Genomic DNA, 19,059 nt, shown 5'->3' on the forward strand with positions numbered 1-19,059 from the left:
AGGCCGCGTGCCGTTCAGGACGGCTGCCCCGCGGCCGGTTTTGCGGACTTTTCCCCGTCGCCCGCGGGCTGGGCCTGGCCATCGGCCGGCTTGCCGGGTTGTGCGCCCGGTTGCGCCGCCCCCGGTTGAGCCGGCTTGGCCCCGGGCTGCCACGGCGAGGCCTGCACAGGCGCGCCCGCACGGATCTTCTGGAAGCCTTCCACCACGACCACTTCGCCGCCCTTCAGGCCGCTGGTGATGAGCCATTGGTTGTCGATGACCGGACCGGTGGTCACCGGCACTTGCTCGACCTTGTTGTCCTTGACCAGCATCAGGCTCTGCAGGCCATCGGCCGTGCGCTGCAACGCCTGCTGGGGCACCAGCAGCGCATTCTGGTCGATGCCTTCGTTCACGCGCACGCGCACGTACATGCCGGGAAGAAGAATGCTGTCGGGGTTGGGCACCTCGGCGCGCAGGTTGACCTGCCCCGTGGTGGGATCGACCGTAATGCCGGTGAACAACAATTTGCCGGCGTGCTCGTAGACGGAACCGTCTTCGAGCACGACTTCGACGCGGGCGGCGTTATCGCCCACCCGCTGCATCTGTCCGCTGGCAAAAGCCTTGCGCAGCTTGGCCAGGTCTACCGTGCTTTGCGTGAAGTCGATGTAGATGGGGTCGAGCTGCTGCACCACGGCCATCTGGGTGGCCGAGGTGCCTTCCACCAGCGCGCCCTCGGTAACCAGCGGCTTGCCGATGCGGCCATCAATGGGCGAGGTGACATCGGTGTAGCCCAGGTTGATCTCGGCGGCGTCGAGATTGGCCTTGGCCGCAGCCACTGCCGCTTCGGCCTGCCGGCTGTTTGCCACGGCGTTGTCGTATTCTTGCTTGCTGACGGCGTTGGCCTTGACCAGCGGCGCATAGCGATTGGCCAGGGCCTTGGCGCTGAACAAATCGGCCTGCGCCTGCTTGAGCTGGGCGGCCGCCTGGTCGCGCGTTGCGCGGTATGGCGCGGGATCGATCTTGAAGAGCAACTGCCCTTCCTTGACATCGCCGCCCTGTTCGAACTCGATACGCTGGACGATACCCGTCACGCGCGCACGGATCTGCGCGTCGCGCACGGCGTCAACCCGGCCGGGCAGGTCGGACACGATGGAAGCGGGCTTGGGCTGAACGGTAATAACGCTGACCTGCGGCATGCCCGGGTTCATTTGCGGCTGTTCTTTGCAGCCTGCCAGAGCCAGCGCCACAAGCGCGGCAGCCCCGATTCCCGAGACACGATGAGGCGAAAAACGCATGGATTCCTCACGGAGTAGAACCGTGGGCACGCCAGCCGGTGCACACGGGATCGGACACCAGGAGACGCGTCCGAGAAGCCCGTTACTGTACCGTATTTTTGCGGCAAAACGGCAGTTTTTCGCGCAATGGCGCTGTATTGCGGCCTGTATGCCGGCTATGAGGGCATGCCTTCGGCGATCAGGTGGCCCAGGAATACATAGCCCATGCCATGCACCGTGTGCAACGGCAATGCGGCGCCCAGCGCCGCCACTTTCTTGCGCAGCCTGCTGATGGCGACATTGATGGTGCGTATGCTGGCATGGGGAACGCGCTGCGCGAGCGCGTCTCGCGTGAGTTCGCGCTGCGGGCTGGCCAGCAGGCACAGAAAGCATGCGCGTTCGACGGCTGTAAGGTGCAGGCGCTGGCCATCGGGTGTGCTGAGTATCCAGCCCTGGTACAGCAGGCCCCACCAGCCGTCGGCGCCGCTGCCCACGGCCTGCGCGGCATGCGCAGGCGGGTGAAAGGCGGGTACAGGGGAAGCGAATGCAAGCGTGGACATGCGGAATTCGGAATGCTGAGAGGGCGACGAGTTGAAATAAGCGCGGCGCAACATCACATGGAGTTGCCCGTGTGCCCGAAAGGCTACTGGAGTTGTACAGGGCGTCGCGCGACGCCCGGGCACGCCCCTGCAGAAATCAGACCAACTTACCCACTACAGATACCAAAGCCCTGCGCGCCGGTCAGTCGGGGCGCCGATGCACATCGTGAGTGATGAAGCTCTCGTCGGCCGAAGGAGGCTCGAGCACCGCCGGATCCGCCAGCGTGCGGCGGATGTCGGCCAAGCCGCTCTGCCAGTGGTCACGCATGGCCTCGGAGCCGAATTCGTAGTCTTTGGACTGGCGCTCGTAGTGTTTTGCTTCGTAGATCAGGTTGATGACATTGACCGCCGGCGTGCAGGCCTGCTCGCGGATGTCGGCCAGCGCGGCGCTGTTGCGCTCGTGCTCGGGCAGGCGTTCGAGCAGGCGCTGCAGCGAACGCCGCAGCCTGAGCACGCGCCTGTACATGTCGGTGACAGCGCGGGTGCGGCTGGAATACTGGATGTCTTTCTGACGTTCGGCGACTTCTTCCAGGCTGGTGGGCAAGGGGCCGCGCGCAGGCCAGAGGTCGACCTGGAAGGCCAGCGTATCGGGCATCGGGTGCGCCGACAAAATGTGCGCCAGCGGCGTGTTCGACACCACACCGCCGTCCCAATAGTGTTCGCCGTCGATTTCCACGGCAGGAAAGCCCGGCGGCAAGGCGCCCGAAGCCATGATGTGCTCGGGTCGCAGCTGCACACGCGTATTGTCGAAATAGGAAAAATTGCCGGTGCGCACATTGACCGCGCCCAGGCTGACGCGCACATCGCCGCGATTGAGCAGGTCGAAATCCACATACTGGCCAAGGGTGGTCTTCAGCGGCTCGGTGTCATAGAAGCTGGTGGCTGCGGGCCCGCCGCGCAGCCAGTACGGCGGCGGGTAGCGCGGCCGGAAGAATCCCGGCTGGCCCACTGTCAGGGCCTGGAACGCGGCGAGCTGCGCATTCATGGCGGGCGAACCGTAGCCGAACGGCACGCCCTGGAACATGCGCGCCATCGTGTCGCCCCACGGCAGCGCCGAAAATCCGGTGGGCCGGCATATGCTTTCCCAGAACCCGCGCAGGCGCTCGACCCGTTCATCGGGTGGCGAGCCGGCGATGATGGCCGCATTGATGGCGCCGATCGAGATGCCGGCCAGCCAGTCGGGGCGCACGCCGGCCTCGTGCAGGCCTTCGTAGACACCGGCCTGGTACGAGCCCAGCGCCCCCCCCGCCCTGCAGGACCAGCGCCACCGTATCGTAGGCGGCCTGGCCCGGCTTGCGCGCCCCGCGTCGCGGATTCCGCCGCACCATTACTTGGGCGCGGGCACTTGCGCCACGCCGCTGCCGGCCCGGAACGGATAGCGGCTGAATATCTGGGCGACGTTGGCTTCGACGCTGGAAGCCGAATTGGCCTGGGCGACGTTGTCTACGACGCCGACGCTGACGCCTTCCCAGACCAGTTGCTTGCGGCGGGCGTCGACCAGGTCGATATTGAGCGTGCCCTCGTTGTACTGGTATACATCGCTGCCCCAGCCGTAGCCCGGCCAGCCGCCGTAAAAGCCCGCGCGATAGCCGTAGTACGGCACGGGCATCGGCATGCCGGGGGTGACCTCGGTTTTCTGCTGCAGCTTGGCGTTGAAGTTGACCAGCAGGTCGGGCGACTGCTCGTTATAGGTGTAGCCACGCATTTCCATCTGGCTGCGCGTCGCGGTCTTCAGGCGTTCGGTGAGCAGCGTGCTGTAGCCCGACTTGTCCGTGCCCAGCGCAGACATGAAGCCGAAGCTGCGATATTGAGCGAAATCGGCGTTGTGGTCGTAGTCGCTACGGATGGTGGGGCCGGAGGCGCAGGCCGACAACAGGCTGGCGACCGCCAGGGCGGGCAGGAACGCATGGCATTTCATCAAGGTCTCCGTATGTGAGTACCGTGCGCATCATGCCGCGAAGCGGGCAAACTTGCAATGCAATCTCATTCTCATTGTGCAGGTCCTGCGGACGCGGCACGGCGTGGGCAGGCGGGGCGGCGCACCGGACCCATCGGCAACCCCTGCACGGGCCGCGCCGCTAAACTATGCGCGACGCTTTTTCCTGACCGCCATGTCCCCTGCCCCACTTGAACTCGACGGCTCGATCTGGCTGCGCGCCGGCGCCCAGACCTGGGGCGGCAGCAGCCGCATCGACCTGCTTGCCCAGATCGACGATACCGGCTCGATCAGCGCCGCGGCGCGCGCCGTGGGCATGAGCTACAAGGGCGCCTGGGACGCCATCGACACCATGAACAACCTGGCCGGCGAACCGCTGGTCTTGCGCGCCACCGGCGGCAAAGGCGGAGGCGGCGCGCGACTGACGCCGCGCGCCCGCCAGCTGGTGGCCACCTTCAGGGCTCTGCAGGCCGAGCATCAGCGCATCATGGCGCACCTGGCGCAGGCAGGCCTGGACGACGCCGGCAACCTGAACCTGATGAGGCGCATCATGTTGAAAACCAGTGCCCGCAACAAGCTGCTGGGCGTGGTCACTGAAATACGCCCCGGCGCGGTGAATGACGAAATCGTGCTGCGCATCGGCGGCGGCCACGACGTCGTGGCCACGATCACGCAAGAAAGCACGGCGGAACTGGGCCTGGCCGTGGGCAGCGAGGCGATTGCGCTCATCAAGGCGCCGTCGGTGCTGATCGCCCTGCCTGGCGGCCTGCGGATATCGGCCAGCAATCAACTGCCCGGCATCGTCGCGCAGGTGCGCGAAGGCGCAGTGAATTGCGAAGTGATCCTGGACCTGGACGGCGGCGGAACGGTCGCCGCGGTGATCACCCAGGACAGCGCGCGCGCCCTGGAACTGGCGCCTGGCCTGCCGGCGCTGGCGGCATTCAACGCGTCCAGCGTCATATTGGGGGTCGTTGCCTGAACCGGCCGGTTGCGGGCCGTGCCGCAACTGGCCCGTGCGGCGCGGCCTGCGCGGCGCGGCCTGCGCGGCGCGGCCTTTTCCCCTAGCCCAGCAATAGCGCGTCGTCGGCCAGCTTCTCGCCGCGTACCCGCTCGAACATGGCCAGCAGGTCGGGCACGTCCAGGCCCTTGCGCTGGTCGCCCGACACGTCGAGCACCACCTGGCCCTGGTGCAGCATGACCGTGCGATCGCCCACGTCCAGCGCCTGCCGCATGCTGTGGGTGACCATCATGGTGGTAAGCCTGCTTTCCGCCACGATGCGGGCAGTGAGCTGCAGCACGAAATCGGCCGTGCGCGGGTCAAGCGCCGCCGTGTGCTCGTCGAGCAACAGGATGCGGGAAGGCTGCAACGCCGCCATCAGCAGGCTGACTGCCTGGCGCTGCCCCCCGGACAGCAGCCCGATACGGTCGGTGAGGCGGTTTTCCAGCCCCAGCCCGAGCGTGGCCAGCCGTTCGCGAAAGCCCTCGCGCATCGAGGCCTTTACCGCGCGGCCGAAGCCGCGGCGCGCGCCCCGCAGCTGCGCGAGCGCCATGTTTTCTTCGATGGTCAGGTCTTCGCAGGTGCCGGCCATGGGGTCCTGGAATACCCGCGCCACGCGGCGGGCGCGCTGCCAGACCGGCTCGCGCGTGACATCGGCGCCCTCGATCTCGATGCGGCCGGAATCAATGGGCAGGTCGCCCGAGACGGCATTCAGAAACGTGGACTTGCCGGCGCCATTGGAACCGATGACGGTGACGAACTGGCCGCTCGGAATCTCCAGCGACAGGCCGCGCAACGCGCGGGTTTCGATGGGCGTACCGGCATTGAAGGTAATTTTGAGGTCTTCTGCGCGCAGCATGGTCAGGCTCCTTTCTTGCCGAGCAGCCGGCGCTTCATCATGGGAATGACCAGGGCGATGGTGACCAGCACTGCGGTAACCAGGTTGAGGTCTTGCGCCTTCAGGCCGATGAAGTCGCTATTGAGCGCCAGCGCGATGAAGAACCGGTATACGATGGCGCCCAGAATGACCGCCAGCGTGGCCAGCACCAGCTTGCGAGACGGCAGGATGCTTTCGCCCACGATGACCGCGGCCAGTCCGATGACGATAGTGCCCACGCCCATCGATATATCTGCGCCGCCCTGGGTCTGGGCGAACAAGGCGCCCGCCAGGCCGACCAGCGCATTGGACAGCGCCATGCCGGCCAGGACCATCCCGCCCGTGTTGACGCCCTGGGCGCGCGCCATGCGGCCATTGGACCCCGTGGCGCGCATGGCCAGGCCGGTCTGCGTGGCCAGGAACCAATCGAGCAGCAGCTTCACGATTATCACCGCCACCACCAGAATCAGCGGCCGGGCCACGTAGTCGCTGATCCACTCGGGCTGCAGAATCGTGAACACGGTCGGCTCGGTGATGAGCGGCACGTTGGGCCGGCCCATGACGCGCAGGTTGATCGAATACAGGGCGATCATCATCAGGATGCTGGCCAGCAAATCCATGATGCGCAGCCGCACATTGAGCCAACCCGTCACCAGCCCGGCGGCGGCCCCTGCCACGGTGGCGGCAATCGTCGCCAGGAACGGGTCCATGCCGCCCGAAATCAGCGTGGCGGCCACGGCGCCGCCCAGCGGGAAGCTGCCGTCCACGGTCAGGTCGGGAAACCGCAGCAGGCGGAAGGAAATCAGGACGCCCAACGCGACCAGGCTGAAAATCAAACCGATTTCCAGGGCGCCGAGCAAGGAAAACAAGGACATGGAGAGTCGGGCCCGGCGTGTCTCGTGAACGCGGCGGGCGCAGCCTTGGGTATGTTCAGTGAAAAAGCGCGGCGGCCCGCCGGCCGCCGTGCCACATTGTTACTTGACGACCTCGGCGGCCGACTTGAGCAACTCGTCCGACAGCGTGACGCCCTGCTTTTCAGCAGCGCCCGGGTTGACGAACAAGCGCAGATTGGAGCTGGTTTCCGATGCGATGGCGCCCGGCTTTTCGCCCTTGAGAATGCGCACCACGATCTTGCCGGTCTGCACGCCCAGGTCATGGTAGTCGATGCCCAGCGCCGCGATGGCGCCGCGCTTGACGCTGTCGGTGTCCGAGGCCACCAGGGGGATCTTGGCATCATTGCCGACCTTGACCAGCGACTCGTATGCCGACACCACGTTGTTGTCGGTATTGGTGTAGATGACATCGACCTTGCCGATCAGGCTGCGCGCGGCCGAAGCGACGTCCACGGTGCGCGGCGCGGCGGCCTCTACCAGCGACATGCCGGACTTCGACAGCAGTTCCTGCAGCTGCTTGACCACGACCACGGAGTTGGCTTCGCCCGGGTTGTACACCATGCCCACGCGCTTGGCGTCGGGCACCACCTTTTTGATCAGCTCGATCTGCTTGTCGAGCGCGAGCAGGTCGGAAACGCCGGTGACGTTGGTGCCGGACGCATCCATGGAGGGCACCAGCTGTGCGGCGACCGGGTCGGTTACGGCCGAATATACGACCGGAATGTCTTTGGTGGCAGCCACCACCGACTGGGCCGAGGGCGTGGCGATGGCCACAATGGCATCGGGACGGTCGCCCACGAACTTGCGCGCGATCTGTGCGGCGGTGCCGGTATTGCCCTGCGCGCTCTGGTACTGCCACTTGAGGTTCTTGCCGGACTCGTAGCCGGCCTGCTTCAAGGCGTCCTGCACGCCGTCGCGTACGGCGTCAAGGGCCGGATGCTCGACGATGGCGGTCACCGCCACCGATTTTTGTTGCGCCGCAGCAGGAACAGCGTGGATAGCCAGCGCCGCCGCCACTGCGCCCAGCGTCAGAAAATGTTTTTTTCCGATCAGCATAGGGATACTCCTTGCACCGTGTAGGTATCGTTGTTGTCACGGCCCCGCGACGGCTTCCCGTCGGCGCTCGAGCCGGTGAAACCGCGTAGTCTAACGTGTTGGCGCCGGCTTTGTGGCGCGGGAAATCCCTGAAATGGTGCACGCGCCCCGGGCCCGGCCCCGCCGCACCGACGCGGCAGGCCCGGGCCAAGCGGCACGATCAGTCCAGCGTAACGCCCGATTGCTTGACCACGTTGGCCCAGCGCTCGATCTCGCTGTCGACAAAACTGCCGAATTGCGCGCCCGTGACGCTGGGGATGGTGGATCCGTTGCCCGCCCAGATTTCCTTGATCTTGGGCGTGTTCAGCGCCTTGGTCACTTCGGCGATCATCTTGTCCACCACGGGCTGGGGCGTGCCCGCCGGCGCCCACATCGCGTACCAGGTCGATACTTCGTAGCCAGGCAGCCCCGCCTCGGCAACCGTGGGAACGTCCGGGAACGACGGCGAGCGTTGCGCCGCGGCGACGGCCAGCGGCTTGATGCTGCCGGCGCGGATATGGCCGGCCGACGAACCCAGGCCATCGAAGGCCAGGTCCACCTGGCCGCCGATCAGCGCCGACAGCATGGGGCCCGCCCCCTGGTAGGGCACGTCCACCAGCTTGATATCGGTCTGCAGGGCGAACAGCTCGCCGGCAAGGTGGTGCGTGCTGCCCTTGCCTGCCGTGCCGAAGTTGATCTCGCCCGGCCGCTTGCGCGCATACTCGATGAACTCCTGCAGGCTATTGACCGGCAGCTTCGACGCGTTGACCACCACGACTTGCGGCGGCTGGGCAAGCAGCGCGACCGGCACGAAATCTTTCTGGATGTCGTAGCTCAGGTTCTTGTACAGCGACGGCGCCACGGCGTGATGCGCCCCGCCCATGAAGAACGTGTAGCCATCCGGTTTCGCCTTGGCAGCTACGCCGGCGCCTACAGTGCCGCCCGCGCCGCCCTTGTTGTCCACAACCATGGTCTGCCCCAGCTGCATGCTGAGCTGCTGGGCAAGCGGGCGGGCAAAGGTGTCCGTGCCTCCGCCGGCGGGAAACGGCACGATCAGGGTGATGGGGCGGTCGGGCCAGTCTGCGGCGGCGGCGCTGGGCGCCAGGGCCAGGTTGACGCTCAGCGCGGCCGCCACGGCCAGCGCGTGAATTGCGTTGCGGTTCATTTCATCTCCTCAGTTAAAACAGCTCGCGAGGCTGCTTGCATGTAGTTTTGTTATACGGTGCTACGGGACGCTGTGTCGGCTGGTTCGTGTGGTGGATCTTCTCCTCTGTCGAGGTTGGAAAAGGAACGGCCCCGCGGCGGTTCCCCGTGGTTCTGCTAGGCAGCCTTGTATGTGTCGCGCAGCACGTTCTTCTGCACCTTGCCCATGGTGTTGCGGGGCAGCTGCTCGACCACGTGGATCTGCTTGGGCACCTTGAAATTGGCGATGCGCGACTTCAGCTCGGCCTGCATGGCCAGCGTGTCCACCGTCGCGCCGGCACGCGGCACCACCACGGCCACCACCGCCTCGCCGAAATCGGGATGGGGCACGCCGATCACGGCAGACTCGAGCACGCCGGGCATCTCGTCGATGATCAGTTCGATCTCTTTGGGATAAACGTTGTAGCCGCCCGAGATGATCAGGTCTTTGCTGCGGCCCACGATAGACAGGTAATCGCCGGGCACCTTGCGCCCGCCCGATTCGCCGCCCCACCGGCCTACATCGCCCGTGCGGAACCAGCCATCGGCGGTGAATTCTTCGCGAGTCTTCTCGGGCATGCGCCAGTATCCCTTGAATACGTTGGGCCCGCGCACCTGCACATTGCCGATCTGGTCTTCGCCCAGTTCCGCGCCGCCATCGTCCACCACGCGCACCTGCACACCGGGCAGCGGCTTGCCTACCGTGCCGCCCAGCCGCTCGCCGTCGGCCGGATCATAGGGGTTGGACGTCAGCATGACGGTTTCGCTCATGCCATAGCGTTCCAGAATCGTATGGCCGGTGCGCTCGCGGAATTCGCTGAAGGTTTCCATCAGCAGCGGCGCCGAACCCGAGATGAACAGGCGCATGCGCGCGCAGACGTCACGGGTAAAGCGCGCGTCGGCCAGCAAGCGCACGTAGTAGGTGGGCACGCCCATCATCACCGTGCAGCGCGGCAGGTACTGCAACGCCTGGTCTACGTCGAGCCTGGGCAGCCAGATCATGCGCGCGCCGGCCAGCAGTGCGCCGTGCGACGCGACGAACAGGCCGTGCACATGGAAGATAGGCAGCATATGCAAGAGCACATCGTCGGAACGCCAGCCCCAATAGCGGTGCAGCACCTGCGCATTGGAGGCAAGGTTTCCGTGCGTGAGCATCGCCCCCTTGCTGCGGCCGGTGGTGCCCGACGTATACAGGATGGCGGCCAGGTCGTCCGTGCCGCGCACGGCCGCCTGGAAGCTCGTGCCCAGGCCGGCGCTGGCCTCGAGCAGCGAACCGCTGCGGTCATCGTCCAGCGTGTACACATGCTGCGTGCCGGCCTGCTCGGCGAGCTTGCGCATCCATTCGGCGTTCTTGCTGGGACACACCACCACGGATGGCTCGGCGTCGCCCAGGAAGTACGCCACTTCGCTTTCGCGATAAGCCGTGTTCAGCGGCAGGTATACGTACCCCGCGCGCAGCGTGGCCAGGTACAGCAGCAACGCCTCGGGCGACTTGTCCACTTGCACGGCCACCCGGGCGCCTTCGGGCAAGCCCAGCGAGGCCAGCAGATTGGCCATGCGGGCGCTGGCGTGGTCCAGATCGTCCCACGTGTACTGCTGGTCGGGCGTCTCCAGCGCGACCTTGCTGCGGTCGGCCGGAAAACCGCCGGCCAGCACGCTATACAGATTGGCGTTGCTCACCTTGTTCAGTCTCCAGTAAATACGGGCGGCCGCCCCGCCAGGAAGGCGCTGACGCCCTCGCGATGGTCACGGCTTTCGGCATAAGAAAAGAAATCTTGATAGTCGGCTTCGGACAGCGGCGTACCTTGCAGCAGCCTTTGCGCCTGGCGTTTGTTGATGCGGGCGGCCAGCGGCGCGCCGCGCGCAATGCGTTCGGCGCTGGCACGCGCCTGTGAGGCCACGTCGGCGTCGGGCACCACCCGGGTCAGCAACCCCAGCGCCTGCGCCTGGGCCGCGTCGAACACCTGCCCCTCGAGCAGGATAGCCATCGTGGCCGCCCGGCCGGCCAACGCCAGCAGGCCGCGCATTTCGTCGGGCGCCATGGGAAAACCCAGGCGATTGATCGGCACCCCGAAACGCGACGATGCGCCGGCGATGCGCAGGTCGCATTGGCAGGCGATTTCCAGGCCGCCGCCCACGCATACCCCTTCGATCTGCGCGACCACGGGATGAGGGCATTGCGCGACGGCGGCCAGCGCCGGCGCGAGCACATGCTGGTGATAATGGCGCACCTGCTGCGCGTCGCCGCGCACCTGAGGAAATTCGCGGATGTCGGCGCCGGCGGCAAAGTTACCTTCCGCCCCGCGCACGACCACGCAGCGCACCGAGGCATCCGCGGCCAGGCTGGCAAAGACGTGGCGCAACTGTTCCCACATGGCCACGCTGATGGCGTTCAGGCGGCCGGGGTTCGACAGGGTGACCCATGCCAGCTCGCCTTCGCGTTCCAGCAATACCTGCCCTGATGTCGGGTTCTCTTGCATGCCGCCCTACCCGATGCGTGCGATGCCGCGGCTGACGCGCGGCCTGCCCTCGCCCAGCTCGGCCAGGTTCGCGTCCAGGTCATCCAGGTCGTACAGGTAATTCACCATCATGCCGCACGACTGGGCCAGCCCCTTGGCCGACGTGTCGGCCGCCCAGTTCAGGCGTTCTATGCGCGCGCCGTTGCCCAGGTGAAAGCGCGCCACCGGATCCAGCGGCTGGCCGTTTTTCATCGCCATCAGGTAATGCGCAGCCAGCTTCAAGCCCGTGCGCTGCACGATTTCCGACGGCTTGCCGGTGGCCGCCTTGGACAGGCGGGCCGCCCACCGCGCGCCATCGGGTGCGCCCGAGCGCGTACGACCCTTATCGCGCACAATGTCTTCAACCTCTTGCGCCGTCAGGCGCGACAGCCAGTCGACCAGCCCCGGTATCGGCGACAAAGTGGCGAACGAACGTACCTTGGGCACTTCTTCAAGCAGGCGTTCGATTACCCGCTTGAGCAGGAAGTTGCCGAAACTGATGCCGCGCAGGCCCGGCTGGGTGTTCGAGATGGAATAGAAGATTGCCCAGCGCGCCTTGTCCAGGTCGTGCGACGGCGCATTGGCGTCAAGCAGCGTCTGCACGTTGTCGGCGATCTGCGCCGCGAATGCGACCTCGACGAAGATCAGCGGCACGTCCGGCATCTGCGGATGGAAGTATGCGTAGCAACGCCGATCGGGCGCCGCCACCCGGTGGCGCAGGTCATCCCATGACCGGATTTCGTGCACGGCCTCGTACAGGATGAGCTTTTCAAGCAGTGAAGCGGGCGAATCCCAGGTAAGCGGACGCAGTTCGAGCAGGCCGACGTCGAACCATGCCGACAGCAGCGATTCCAGGTCTTTTTCCAGCGCCTGCAACCCGGCCACCTGCTTGCGCCAGCGCAGCATGTCGGCGCGCAGCGCCACCAGGAAACGCAAGCCGTCGGGCAAGGCGTTGAAACGCCTGAAAAGCCTCAGGCCCTGGTCGCCGCGCGGTTCCAGCCCGCCGCTGACGCCGGCCAGTCCGGCCAGCAGCTCGCGCCGCCGCTTGCTGTCGGCTGCGGTATAGCCGCTGCACCAGCCGCGCGCCAGCTTGTTGGCCGCGACATCGGTCAGGCGCGCCTGGAACAGGGGCAGGAGCTCGGCGGCGCCCGGCAGGCGCCCGCGATCCCACCAACGCCCCAGGCGAGCCATCAGGCCGGCGCTTTCTGCCGCGGCGCTGTCGTCGACGGCGACGTCCGGCTCAGGCTGCCGGGTGCCGCGTGCGTACGGACTGGAGTCTAGGGCGGTCATGAGCGGGCTCCTGCGTGTAAGTGGGGGAAGATTCGGTCGCCGCCTCGGCCTGGCTGGCCAATACGCGCAATGCGTCGAGCTGGCGCAGCAGGTGCTTGCGCGCCAGCGCTTCGGCCGCTTCGGGGTCGCGGGCCTTCAGGGCCGCGAAGATCGCCAGGTGCTCGGCGCACGAGTCGGCCATGCGCCCGGGCAATACCAGGCTCTTGTGGCGAAACAGGCTGAGCACCTTGCGCAGGTTGCCCACCATGTCCGACAGCCAGTGATTCCTGGCCAGCGCCTGCACGGCTTCGTGGATGAGGGCGTTGGTGTCGTAATACGCGTCGATGCGGCCGGCCGCGGCATGTTCGGCCAGCGCACGGTGCAGCGGTTCAAGCGCCGCCAGGTCGGCGTCCGAAGCCTTGATGGCGGCCTCGTGGGCGCACCGCCCTTCCAGCATGGCCATCAGGGGAAAGATGTCTTCGAGGTCTTGCAGCGACAGTTCGTTGACGAAGCAGCCGCGCCGCGGCTCCAGCCGTACGAGGCCTTCAGTGGCCAAGACTTTGAGCGCCTCGCGCAAGGGGGTGCGCGAAATGCCGAGCAGTCCCGTCAGCCGCGTTTCGTCTATCCATTCGCCGCTGGCCAGGGCGTGCGAATGGATCATGGCGCGCAGGCGGTCGGCAACCTCGAGGTACAGCGCTTGCCGGACGATGGGAGCAGTCATGAGGCGGGATGTCGTAATTCATAATTATGAACAGCCATCATACCGACCTCCCCCCGGCGGGGGAAGCCCCCGCGCCATAGGTACTATCCCGATACCGCCGGTGGCTGGCGGCTAGAAATGCAGCATGCCGTCCACGGCGTGGCGCATCAGGGCGCGCGCCCAGCGCCGCGCCGGCAGGCCGTATTGCCCCTCTACGTCTTCGGCGCGGGCGAGCAATTGCGCGGGTGTGACCGCCAGGGGCGGCCCGGTGAAGGCCAGCACGATCTGGTTGCCGGCGTCGATTTCGGGCAACAACAGGATGCGGTCGTCGAACGCCTTGCGCAGGTTCTCGATATTGCGGCCGAAACTTTCGTGCTGGCCGAACAGGTTCACCGACAGAACCCCTACTTCGCCCAGCACGCGCCGGCAGCCACTGTAAAAGGCCACGGAATCACGCACCGGCCCGCGCGCCGAAGCGTCGTAGAGGTCGACCATCAGCACCGGGCAAAGACCCGCGTGGCGCGGGTCCGCCACCCAGGCGGCGGCGTCGTCGTGCTCGACCGAAAGGCGCTCTGCCGCCGGCAGGCGGAAGAACATCTGGCATACGGCCGTGACTTGCGGGTTCCATTCCACGGCAACCACCGGACTGCGGGTGTGTTTCAGGCAGAAGCGGGCCAACGAACCGGCCCCCAGCCCCAACAGGCCGATGGATTGTTCTTTGGGCGGCTCGAGAAACAGCAGCCACGCCATCATCTGCGCGGTGTATTCCAGCACCAGGGCGGCGGGCGTCTTGATGCGCATGGCGCCTTGGATCCATTCGGTGCCGAAATGCAAATAGCGGATGCCGTCGGCTTCAGAAAGCGTGGGCTGGTCGAGAGTATGGGGAGCGGGTCGGACAGGCATCGCGCGATTGTAGCCAGCGCGGTACCCTGTGGCTTGTCCCTGTTGATGGAGCCATGTCGATGTCCAACGCGCTCTCGAGCACGCAAGTCGTACGTAAAACCGTCATTCGCACCGCGGGCGGACTGGTGGCCTCACAACACCGCAGGGCGGCCGAAGCGGGCGCGCAGGTGCTGGCTGCGGGCGGCGACGCCGTCGATGCCGCAGTGGCGGTGTCGTTTGCCGCCGGCGTGGCCGAGCCCTGGATGAGCGGCCCGATGGGCGGCGGCGCCATGACCCTGTACCGGGCAGACCAAAACCGCGCCCAGGTGGTGTATTTCGGCATGCGGTCGCCGGCGGGACTCGACCCCGCCCACTATCCGCTGGCGGGCTCGGGCGCCGTGTCGACCGACCTGTTCCCATGGCCGGCGGTGGTAGACGACCGCAATGCGCGCGGCGCGACCGCCGTGGCGGTGCCGGGCACGGTGGCGGGCATGGAGCTGGCCCATGCCACGCACGGGCGCCTGCCCTGGCGCGAGTTGCTGCAGCCGGCAATTGCGCTGGCGCGCGAAGGCCTGCCGGTCGACTGGTACACGACCTTGATGATCGCGGGCTCGGCGCGCTGGCTCGCGCGCGACGCCGATGCCGCGCAGATGTTCCTGGACGACGGCATCTGGCCCAAAACCGGCGGGTGGGCCACCGCCGCGGGCCAGCGCATCATGATGGCCCGCGCCGCCGACACGCTGGCTTGCCTGGCCGAGGACGGGCCACGCGCATTCTACGAAGGCGACATCGGCGCGCAACTGGCGCGCGACGTGCGGGACAAGGGCGGATGCCTGACCCCGCAAGACCTGCGCGACTATCGGGCGTCGATCCAGGAGCCGCTGTCTATTCCATATCGCGGCGGACGGGTCTACGCCACGCCCGAAATGACGGCAGGCCCCAGCCTGGCCCGCTGTCTGCAGCGCCTTCAGACCCGGCTGCAACCCGGGCAGGCGCCCGATGCCGGTGCATTCCTCGCCTATGCCGACGTATTGCGCGAAGAATACCGGTGGCGGCTGTCGAACATGGGCGACAACGAAGACCCGCGCACGCCCGCCTGCACCACGCATTTCAGCGTCGTAGACCGCCATGGCAACCAGTGCGCCGTCACGCAGACGCTGCTGTCGGCTTTCGGGTCGCATGTGGTCTCGCCATCGACCGGCATGCTGCTGAACAACGGCATCATGTGGTTCGATCCCGAACCCGGCAAGGCGAATTCCCTGGCGCCAGCGCGGCGGTGCCTGATGAATATCTGCCCCGTGATCGGCGAGGCGGACGGCCGCCGCTTTGCGCTGGGCGCCTCGGGCGGGCGCAAGATCCTGCCTGCCGTCATGCAGCTGGTGTCGTTCCTGGTGGATTACCGGATGAGCCTGGAAGACGCCTTCCACCATGCCCGGCTGGACGCCAGCACCGACATCGTGACGCTGGATCCCGGCCTGCCCGTTCAGGCCTACCAGGCCGTGGCCGCCGCATACCCGCATGCACAGGCGCCGCGCACCTTCTACCCCTACGCGTATGCCTGCCCGTCGGCCGTGCTGCGTGATGGCGGCGAGAACCAAGGCTGCACCGAAATCATGGCGCCATGGGGTGACGTGGCGCCGGAGCCGCCGCGCGGCTGACGGGCGTCATGCCGCAGCGGCCTGGCCGCCGTCGTTCCACAGGATGTCGAGCAGTTCGCTTCGGCGCCGGCCGCCGCCCAGCATGGCGGCAATGTGCAGCACGCGCTTCAGGTACAAATGCATGCCGCTTTCCCAGGCGATGCCCAGCGCGCCATGCAGCTGGATTGCGTGCTGTGCGGCGCGCGGCGCGCTTTCCAGCGCCAGCAACTCGAACACGGCGCAGGCGCGCGCGGCGGGCTCGTCCGCGGCGTCGTCAAGCAGCCGCGCCGCTTCCTTGCCGGCCAAGGCGGCATCGTCCAGCGCCATCCAGTCGTTGGCCAGCCGATGTTTGACGGCCTGGTTTGCGCCGATTGCGCGTCCGAACTGCTGCCGTTGCCGCGCGTGTGCGGCAGCCGCGTCCAGCGCTGCCCAGGCCGCCCCCAGCATTTCCGCCGCGCGCAGCAGGCGATAGCCCTGCAGCCATGCGGCACGCTGCCCATCGCTCATGGACACGTCCAGGATATCGGCCGGCCGCCCTGCCGCGAGCCGCAGTGAACCGGCGGTCGGGTCGATGCCGACGCCTGCGGGGCCGGCGCACGGCCCGTGCAATTCGAGCCGAATGCCGGCCTGGCTGTACCGCCATGCCAACGCCTGCCTCTGCGCCAAGGCGTATTCCACCAGCAAACTGCCGTCGGGGCGACGTTGCGCGGGCGCGTACGCGGCACTGCCCGTCAGCACGGGTTCCAGCCAGGCCGCCAGCTTGCCGCCGTCATGCGACTCGGCCGGCAACCGCTGCAGAAGAGTCATGTTGGCCACGAGCGGCGCGGTCAGCAAATGTCGGCCCGCCTGCACTGCCAGGGGCCAGGCGGCGCCCAGCCCCTGCCCCATGCCGCCGGCGGGCTCGGGCAGCAACAGCGCCGGCCATCCCAGTTGTGCGACCGTGGCCCACAGGTCCGACTGCTCCGCGGGGTCGCCCGCCATGCGGCATGCAACCGTTGCCGGATGCCGTTCATCGAGAAAGCGCCGCGCGGACGCTTCCATCATGCTGTCGATATCGTTCAATTCGGCGTATCCCATGCGATCAGCCCTTGGGCAGGCCAAGTATCTGTTCCCCGATGATGTTGCGCTGGATTTCGGACGTGCCGGCCAGTATGGTTTCGGCACGCGACCACAGGTAGGCGCGCATCAGGCCTTGTTCTTCGCGACCCGCCGAGCCGCCCGCCAGGCAGGCGTCCGGCCCCAGCAGGTCCAGGCCCAGCTCGAGCAGCCGCTGATGCGCCTCGCTCCAGTGAACCTTGGTGGACGACCCCTCGGGCCCGGGCGGGTCGCCGCGCTGGGCGGCCTGCAAGGCGCGCCGCGATTTCAGGGCCAGCACGTGGCTATCGGCGGCAAGCCTGGCCCACCGGTGCCGCACGGCGGCGTCGTCCGCGCGGGCCTGCCCCGACGCGTCCGCCCGCAGCGCCAGGGCGCGAACCTGGTCGAGCTCTTGCGCAAAGCGCACCAGTCGCGGGATGAAATAGGTGCCGCGCTCGAAGCTGGCGGCCGCCATCGCAATTTTCCATCCCTGGCCTTCGTCGCCGAGCAGGCAATCGGCCGGCACGTGCACATTCTCGAAAAAGACCTCGCAAAATTCCGCCTCTCCGGTCAACTGCCGGATGGGCTCGACCCGCACGCCGGGCTGGCGCAGATCCACCAGCAGAAAACTCAGGCCGCGATGCCGCTGCGACTGCGCATCCGTACGCGCCAGCACAAAGCACCATGCTGCGCGATCGGCGAACGAGGTCCATATCTTGTGCCCGTTCAACAGATAGCCGCCCGGCGCGGCCTGGGCGCGCGTACGCACGGCAGCCAGGTCCGAACCCGCCCCCGGCTCGGAATACCCCTGGCACCACACATCGCGATTGGAAAGAATGCCGGGCAGGAACCGTTGCCTTTGCGCCTCGGAGCCAAAGTGCAGCAACGTCGGCGCCAGGATGCCATGACCGATCAGGTTGACCCCCAGCGGGGCGCCGCAGCGCGCATGCTCTTCATGGAAGATGGCCTGCCGCTGCAACGACAGTTCGCGCCCGCCGTACGCACGCGGCCAACCCATGCCAGACCATCCCTCTGCGCACAACGTGTCTTCCCAGGCTTGCCGGAAATCCAGGCTGGCAGGGTCGGGCTCGCCCTGCCAGGCGGCAATAAAGCGCGCATAGCGGCTGGCAAGCCAGGCGCGCAGCGCAGCGCGGAACCCGGCATCGTCGGCCTGCCCGTCCAGGGCGAGCGGATCAAGTTCTGCGGCGCTCATTGCAGGCGGATGTCCGAGTCGCGCGCCACCTTGGCCCACGTGCCGATGTCCTGCTTGATGAACGCCGCGAAGGTCTGCGGATCGCTGCCGATAATGTCCAGCCCCAGGTCGGCGAATTTGCGCTTGACCTCGTCGCGCTTCAAGATCCTGTCCAGCGCCCCGTAGATGACGTCGATGGCGGCGGGCGGCGTGCCGGCAGGCGCCACCAGGCCCAGCCAGGGCATGGCCGAATAGCCCGGCAGGCCCGACGCCGCTACCGTGGGCAACTCAGGCACCGAGGCCGACGGCTGCGACGTGGTGACCGCCAGCGCCCGCAGCTTGCCTTCTTTGACGAACGGGCCGGACGACGCCCAGGCGTCGAACATCACCTGCAGCCGGCCCGCCACCAGGTCCGTCAGCGCGGGCGCGCTGCCCTTGTAGGGAATATGTTCCATCTCTACGCCGGCCATGTGCTTGAAGAGCTCGGCCTCCAGGTGCGTAGAGCTGCCCGTGCCCACCGACCCATAGCTGACCTTGCCCGGATTGGCCTTCAGGTATGCGACCAGCTCGCCCACCGTCTTTACCGGCACAGACGGATGCACTTCCAGGATATGCACCACCGACGCCACCTGGCTCACGGGCGCAAAGTCCTTGACCGGGTCGTAATTCACCTTGGTGTAGATGGCGGGAGCGATTCCCAGCGACGACGCCGCCATCAGCAGCGTGTAGCCATCGGGCTGGGCGCGAGCCACATAGTCCGACGCGATCATCGTGCCGCCGCCAGGCTTGTTCTCGACGATGACGGGCTGGCCCAGTTCTCCGCTCAACTGGTCGGCGATCAGGCGCGTCATGATGTCGGTGGCGCCGCCCGGCGAGAACGGCACGATGATGCGCACTGGCTGCGACGGATAGGCGCCTTGCGCCCAGGCTGCGGCACTGATGGTTGTCGTGGCCAGTGCGATGCCGGCCAGCATTTTCTTCAGCATGATGTCTCCT

The 19,059-nt window shown here is 67.0% G+C and carries 17 protein-coding genes and 1 pseudogene; 2 read left to right on the forward strand and 16 right to left on the reverse strand.

Annotated features, from left to right (window positions below):
• Positions 1-14: 14 nt before the first annotated feature.
• The 4 genes and pseudogenes from CAL19_RS11650 to CAL19_RS11665 all read right to left on the reverse strand — a co-directional run bounded on the left by CAL19_RS11650 (position 15) and on the right by CAL19_RS11665 (position 3,770).
• Positions 15-1,274: an efflux RND transporter periplasmic adaptor subunit gene (locus CAL19_RS11650; RefSeq protein ID WP_094796852.1), complete on the reverse strand. Its 1,260-nt coding sequence runs from the start codon at positions 1,272-1,274 to the stop codon at positions 15-17.
• A gap of 155 nt (positions 1,275-1,429) precedes the next feature.
• On the reverse strand, positions 1,430-1,813 hold the full coding sequence (locus tag CAL19_RS11655; protein WP_094797155.1) for a helix-turn-helix domain-containing protein: 384 nt from the start codon (positions 1,811-1,813) through the stop codon (positions 1,430-1,432).
• A 181-nt stretch (positions 1,814-1,994) separates the two neighbouring features.
• A pseudogene (locus tag CAL19_RS11660) lies at positions 1,995-3,180 on the reverse strand (DUF3734 domain-containing protein).
• On the reverse strand, positions 3,180-3,770 hold the full coding sequence (locus CAL19_RS11665) for a DUF4136 domain-containing protein (RefSeq protein WP_038852188.1): 591 nt from the start codon (positions 3,768-3,770) through the stop codon (positions 3,180-3,182). The pseudogene CAL19_RS11660 and the gene CAL19_RS11665 overlap by 1 nt, the downstream one beginning before the upstream one ends.
• Positions 3,771-3,963: 193 nt before the next feature.
• On the opposite strand from CAL19_RS11665, the gene CAL19_RS11670 reads away from it, so the two are divergent.
• On the forward strand, positions 3,964-4,767 hold the full coding sequence (locus CAL19_RS11670; protein ID WP_094796853.1) for a TOBE domain-containing protein: 804 nt from the start codon (positions 3,964-3,966) through the stop codon (positions 4,765-4,767).
• 82 nt (positions 4,768-4,849) lie between these two features.
• On the opposite strand, the gene CAL19_RS11675 is transcribed toward CAL19_RS11670, so the two are convergent.
• The 9 genes from CAL19_RS11675 to CAL19_RS11715 all read right to left on the reverse strand — a co-directional run bounded on the left by CAL19_RS11675 (position 4,850) and on the right by CAL19_RS11715 (position 14,181).
• Positions 4,850-5,644: an ABC transporter ATP-binding protein gene (locus CAL19_RS11675; protein ID WP_094796854.1), complete on the reverse strand. Its 795-nt coding sequence runs from the start codon at positions 5,642-5,644 to the stop codon at positions 4,850-4,852.
• A gap of 2 nt (positions 5,645-5,646) precedes the next feature.
• On the reverse strand, positions 5,647-6,537 hold the full coding sequence (locus tag CAL19_RS11680; RefSeq protein ID WP_094796855.1) for an ABC transporter permease: 891 nt from the start codon (positions 6,535-6,537) through the stop codon (positions 5,647-5,649).
• 99 nt (positions 6,538-6,636) lie between these two features.
• The gene (locus CAL19_RS11685; RefSeq protein WP_026639098.1) at positions 6,637-7,611 is read right to left on the reverse strand and encodes an ABC transporter substrate-binding protein; all 975 of its coding nucleotides are present in this window, start codon (positions 7,609-7,611) and stop codon (positions 6,637-6,639) included.
• A 199-nt stretch (positions 7,612-7,810) separates the two neighbouring features.
• Complete coding sequence (locus CAL19_RS11690) at positions 7,811-8,794, reverse strand: Bug family tripartite tricarboxylate transporter substrate binding protein (protein ID WP_026639099.1); 984 nt, start codon at positions 8,792-8,794, stop codon at positions 7,811-7,813.
• Between the two features lie 155 nt (positions 8,795-8,949).
• Complete coding sequence (locus CAL19_RS11695) at positions 8,950-10,491, reverse strand: malonate--CoA ligase (RefSeq protein WP_094796856.1); 1,542 nt, start codon at positions 10,489-10,491, stop codon at positions 8,950-8,952.
• Positions 10,492-10,496: 5 nt separating this feature from the next.
• Positions 10,497-11,291, reverse strand: coding sequence for an enoyl-CoA hydratase/isomerase family protein (locus tag CAL19_RS11700; protein ID WP_026639101.1), 795 nt, complete (start codon positions 11,289-11,291; stop codon positions 10,497-10,499).
• A gap of 6 nt (positions 11,292-11,297) precedes the next feature.
• A complete protein-coding gene (locus tag CAL19_RS11705) occupies positions 11,298-12,599 on the reverse strand; it encodes a malonyl-CoA decarboxylase domain-containing protein (protein ID WP_170941520.1) in 1,302 nt (433 codons plus the stop codon).
• Entirely contained in the window at positions 12,550-13,299 is a 750-nt protein-coding gene (locus tag CAL19_RS11710; protein WP_094796857.1) for a GntR family transcriptional regulator, read from the reverse strand. Before CAL19_RS11710 ends, CAL19_RS11705 begins: the two co-directional genes overlap by 50 nt.
• 111 nt (positions 13,300-13,410) lie before the next feature.
• Complete coding sequence (locus tag CAL19_RS11715; RefSeq protein ID WP_026639104.1) at positions 13,411-14,181, reverse strand: spermidine synthase; 771 nt, start codon at positions 14,179-14,181, stop codon at positions 13,411-13,413.
• A gap of 59 nt (positions 14,182-14,240) precedes the next feature.
• Here CAL19_RS11715 and CAL19_RS11720 point away from each other — a divergent pair, with 59 nt between their 5' ends.
• On the forward strand, positions 14,241-15,818 hold the full coding sequence (locus CAL19_RS11720) for a gamma-glutamyltransferase (protein WP_094796858.1): 1,578 nt from the start codon (positions 14,241-14,243) through the stop codon (positions 15,816-15,818).
• 6 nt (positions 15,819-15,824) lie between these two features.
• On the opposite strand, the gene CAL19_RS11725 is transcribed toward CAL19_RS11720, so the two are convergent.
• The 3 genes from CAL19_RS11725 to CAL19_RS11735 are packed head-to-tail and all read right to left on the reverse strand — an operon-like array spanning position 15,825 to position 19,049.
• On the reverse strand, positions 15,825-16,874 hold the full coding sequence (locus tag CAL19_RS11725) for an acyl-CoA dehydrogenase (protein WP_249276297.1): 1,050 nt from the start codon (positions 16,872-16,874) through the stop codon (positions 15,825-15,827).
• A 4-nt stretch (positions 16,875-16,878) separates the two neighbouring features.
• A complete protein-coding gene (locus CAL19_RS11730; protein ID WP_094796859.1) occupies positions 16,879-18,084 on the reverse strand; it encodes an acyl-CoA dehydrogenase family protein in 1,206 nt (401 codons plus the stop codon).
• Positions 18,081-19,049 carry a Bug family tripartite tricarboxylate transporter substrate binding protein gene (locus CAL19_RS11735; RefSeq protein ID WP_026639108.1) on the reverse strand — a complete coding sequence of 323 codons (969 nt, stop codon included), beginning with the start codon at positions 19,047-19,049 and terminating at the stop codon, positions 18,081-18,083. The genes CAL19_RS11730 and CAL19_RS11735 overlap by 4 nt, the downstream gene beginning before the upstream one ends.
• Positions 19,050-19,059: the final 10 nt, after the last annotated feature.

Origin of the sequence: Bordetella genomosp. 7, assembly GCF_002261265.1 — a bacterium.
Classification (GTDB): Bacteria; Pseudomonadota; Gammaproteobacteria; order Burkholderiales; family Burkholderiaceae_B; genus Bordetella_A.